We start from the raw sequence: 3,381 nt of genomic DNA, 5'->3' as shown, positions 1-3,381 counted from the left end.
ATGGGGCTGGCGGCGGAGCAGGGGGTCAAGAACGGCTGGCTGCTGTGGCCGGTGCGCACGGCAGTGTCCGGCAAGCAGGTATCCCCCGGCGGCGGCGTGGAGCTTTGCGCCATTCTGGGCAGGGAGGACACCCTTGCCCGGATCCGGAAGGGCATCGAAAAGCTGGGGGGCTAAGGAAGCGCCTTAGTTTTCGCTGGCTTATCATAGAACCATCACAATGCACCGCTATACTGAAACGGTGCGATGTATTGACCGGCATCTGCCGGTCAGGATCAGGAGGTAACATAACATGATTGAGGTGAAAAACCTTACCAAGCGCTACGGAGACAAGCTGGCTGTCAACGACATCAGCTTTTCCGTAGAGGATGGGGAAATACTGGGCTTTCTGGGGCCAAACGGCGCAGGTAAATCCACCACCATGAACATGCTGACCGGGTATATTTCTTCTACCTCCGGCCAGGCGCTCATCAACGGGGTGGATATTCTGGAGGATCCCATCAAGGCAAAGGAAAACATCGGCTACCTGCCGGAGCTTCCGCCCCTGTACCAGGATATGACTGTCAAGGGCTATCTGAATTTCGTGTATGATCTGAAAAAATGCAAGCTGCCCCGGAAGGCGCATCTGCGGGACGTGTGCGATCTGTGCAAGGTTACGGATGTGCAGGATCGGATCATCAAGCATCTGTCCAAGGGCTACCGGCAGCGTGTAGGCATGGCACAGGCACTGGTGGGCAACCCCAAGGTGCTGATCCTGGATGAGCCTACGGTTGGTCTGGATCCCAAGCAGATCCTGGAGATCCGGACGCTGATCAAAAAGCTGGGGAAGAACCATACCGTCATTCTTTCCTCCCACATCCTGCCGGAGATCCAGGCGGTGTGCGACCGGATCATCATCATCAACAAGGGCGTGGTGGTTGCCAACGATACCACAGACAATCTGTCCAGGAATATCACCACCGACCATCGGCTGACCCTGCGGGTGGAGGGCAAAAAGGACGAGATCGTCAAGGCACTGCGGAATATCGAGGGCATCAAGTATGTCCGTGCGGATATGGAGCGGGAGCCGGGCGTGTTTGAATATGAGCTGGAGGCTGCTGCGGGTATGGATATCCGCCGGGAGGTCAACCGGATCCTCCGGGAGCATGACTGGCCCATTCTCATGATGCGTGCAAGCGACATGACCCTGGAGGATATCTTCCTGAAGATCACCATGGGGGATGCGGTTGCCATTCACACAAATCCGGCGGACGCCAAGACTTCTGAAGGGGGTGCCAGATAATGGGCGCGATTTACAGACGTGAGATCGGAGCGTTCTTCTCCTCCGGTATCGCATATATCTTTCTGGCAGTGTTCTATCTGTTCGCCGGCTACTTCTTCTATGCAAGCAGCCTGTACAGTGCTACCACCGATATGTCCGGCTTGTTCTCCAGCCTGTTCATGGTCATCGTGTTCCTGATCCCGATTCTGACCATGCGGCTGTTCAGTGAGGAGCTGAAGCAGAAAACCGACCAGGGTCTGCTGACGGCGCCGGTTTCCCTGCCGGGGATCGTGCTTGGCAAGTACTTTGCAGCACTGACCCTGTACACCATCGGCATTGCCATCGTGATGCTGTACGGCATGATCCTCAGCTTCTTCGGAGAAGTGGCATGGGGCATCGTGTTCGCCAACTTCCTGGCGATGTTCCTGCTGGGGGCTGCATTCATTGCGGTGGGTCTGTTCGTGTCTGCTCTGACGGAAAATCAGATCATCGCAGCAGTAGGCGGCTTTGTGGCACTGATGCTGCTGTACATGATCGATGTGGTTGCAAGCTATGTAAAGGTTGAGGCGGTTGCCCATGTGCTGACCTCCCTGTCCTTCTACACCAGATATTACGAATTCACCTGCGGTCTGTTCAATCTGCCCAGTGTGCTGTTTTACATCAGTACCGCAGTGATCTTCAATTTTCTGACCGTCCGCGTCTTTGAGCGCAGACGCTGGGCGTAAGGAGGGAATGCCGAAATGAGTAACGAGAAAAAGGATCTGGAGAAACAGCAGGACACCAAGCCTGCAAAGGAATCCAAACAGGACGCCCCCAAGGATGCAAAGCCGGAACAGGCAAAAAAGCCTAAGAACCGGAAGAAGCTCAAGTATGGCGCCCTTGCCACCGGGATCACCGCCGTGTTCATTGCCGCAGTGGTGCTGGTGAACGTAGTGGTTTCCGTGGTTATGGACAGATACCCCCTGAAGGTGGATCTGACCAGCTCCAAGCTGTACGAGATTTCCCAGGACAGCATCGACTATGTGAAGAACCTGTCCAAGGACGTGAAGATCCTGGTGCTGGCAGAGGAAAGCTATTTTACCACCAACAATTATATGAAGATCGTGCCGGAGACCCTGGACAAATACCGTCAGAACTCCAACGGGCACATTTCCGTGGAATATTACAATATGGTCAACCATCCGGAGATCACCTCCGAGTACAAGCAGTACTACAGCGGTGAGTTCCAGGAGGGGGATGTGATCGTAGCCTGCGGAGACCGGGTGAAGGTGCTGGACTTCGGGGACATCATCCAGACCGAGCAGACCCCGGATTATACCACCTACACCTATAAGACCAGCTACACCTTTGTAGGGGAGCAGTCCCTGACCTCTGCGATCATGAGCGTGACCGACGCCAACCCCAAGAAGGTTGCGTTCGTCCAGACTGCCGGTACCAATTCCATCTATGCGGACACCAACAAGTATTCCGTTGCCGCCCTGCATGACCTGCTGGACAAGAACGGCTACGACATTACCGATGTGGATCTGTTGAACGACAACATTCTGCCGGCGGATTACGACCTGGTGGTGCTGCCGGCACCCTACAATGACCTGACAGAAGCCATGGTCACAAAGCTCAGCGATTTCCTGTACAACGAGGGCGGTCTGAACAAGGATATGTTCTACATTGCGGACGTGAAGCAGGGGAATACCCCCAACCTGGACGCATTCCTGGCAGAATGGGGCGTTTCTATGGGAGATGCCATCGTATATGAGGGCAATTCCTCCCAGGCACAGTACGTCAGCACCGCACTGGGTACGCTGACTGCGCCGAATGTGGTTATGGCGGAAAGTGACTATGGGGCACAGCTGAGCAATACCTCCCGTCCCATTGTAGCGCCTCTGGCACGGCCCATCCGGCTGTTGTTTGAGTCCAATACCGACCGGCAGACCCTGGCGCTGCTGCAAACCTCTGAAACCGCATTCCTGTATCCGCTGAATACCAAGCAGGATACCGCTTCCGATTCTACGGATGTGCCTGTCACCAGCCAGGAAGCCGCATCCACCACTGCCACCTCCTTTGACATTGAAAATGCGGAAAAGGGCGTGCAGAATCTGATGACCATTACCACCAAGTCCAAC

General features: G+C 55.1%; 4 protein-coding genes (1 of these 4 only partly in view). All 4 read left to right on the top strand.

All coding sequences use genetic code 11. From position 1 onward, the window contains the following. Nucleotides 1–174 carry the end of a glutamate--tRNA ligase gene (gene gltX, locus QVO51_RS04875; RefSeq protein ID WP_022357454.1) on the top strand. Its footprint begins 1,302 nt before the window's first position, so 174 of the gene's 1,476 nt are visible here — the last part of the coding sequence; the start codon falls outside the window, past its left edge; its stop codon occupies nt 172–174. 115 nt (nt 175–289) lie between these two features. Then, complete coding sequence (locus QVO51_RS04870; RefSeq protein ID WP_022357453.1) at nt 290–1,279, top strand: ABC transporter ATP-binding protein; 990 nt, start codon at nt 290–292, stop codon at nt 1,277–1,279. Beyond that, nucleotides 1,279–1,983 carry an ABC transporter permease gene (locus QVO51_RS04865; RefSeq protein ID WP_022357452.1) on the top strand — a complete coding sequence of 235 codons (705 nt, stop codon included), beginning with the start codon at nt 1,279–1,281 and terminating at the stop codon, nt 1,981–1,983. Before QVO51_RS04870 ends, QVO51_RS04865 begins: the two co-directional genes overlap by 1 nt. A gap of 15 nt (nt 1,984–1,998) precedes the next feature. After that, nucleotides 1,999–3,381 (top strand): GldG family protein (locus QVO51_RS04860; RefSeq protein WP_288167877.1); only part of this gene is annotated, 1,383 nt, incomplete at its 3' end.

The organism is Ruminococcus sp. CAG:379 (assembly GCF_000434255.1).
In the GTDB taxonomy this organism is placed as follows: Bacteria; Bacillota; Clostridia; order Oscillospirales; family Ruminococcaceae; genus Ruminococcus_F; species Ruminococcus_F champanellensis.
Note: the sequence above shows the minus strand (reverse complement) of the source record. Positions and strands in the feature narration are given on the sequence as shown.

What these genes read in the sequence shown, in the direction of transcription:
- QVO51_RS04870 (WP_022357453.1), top strand. Translation starts at nt 290, where the DNA reads ATGATTGAGGTGAAAAACCTTACCAAGCGCTACGGAGACAAGCTGGCT.
- QVO51_RS04865 (WP_022357452.1), top strand. Translation starts at nt 1,279, where the DNA reads ATGGGCGCGATTTACAGACGTGAGATCGGAGCGTTCTTCTCCTCCGGT.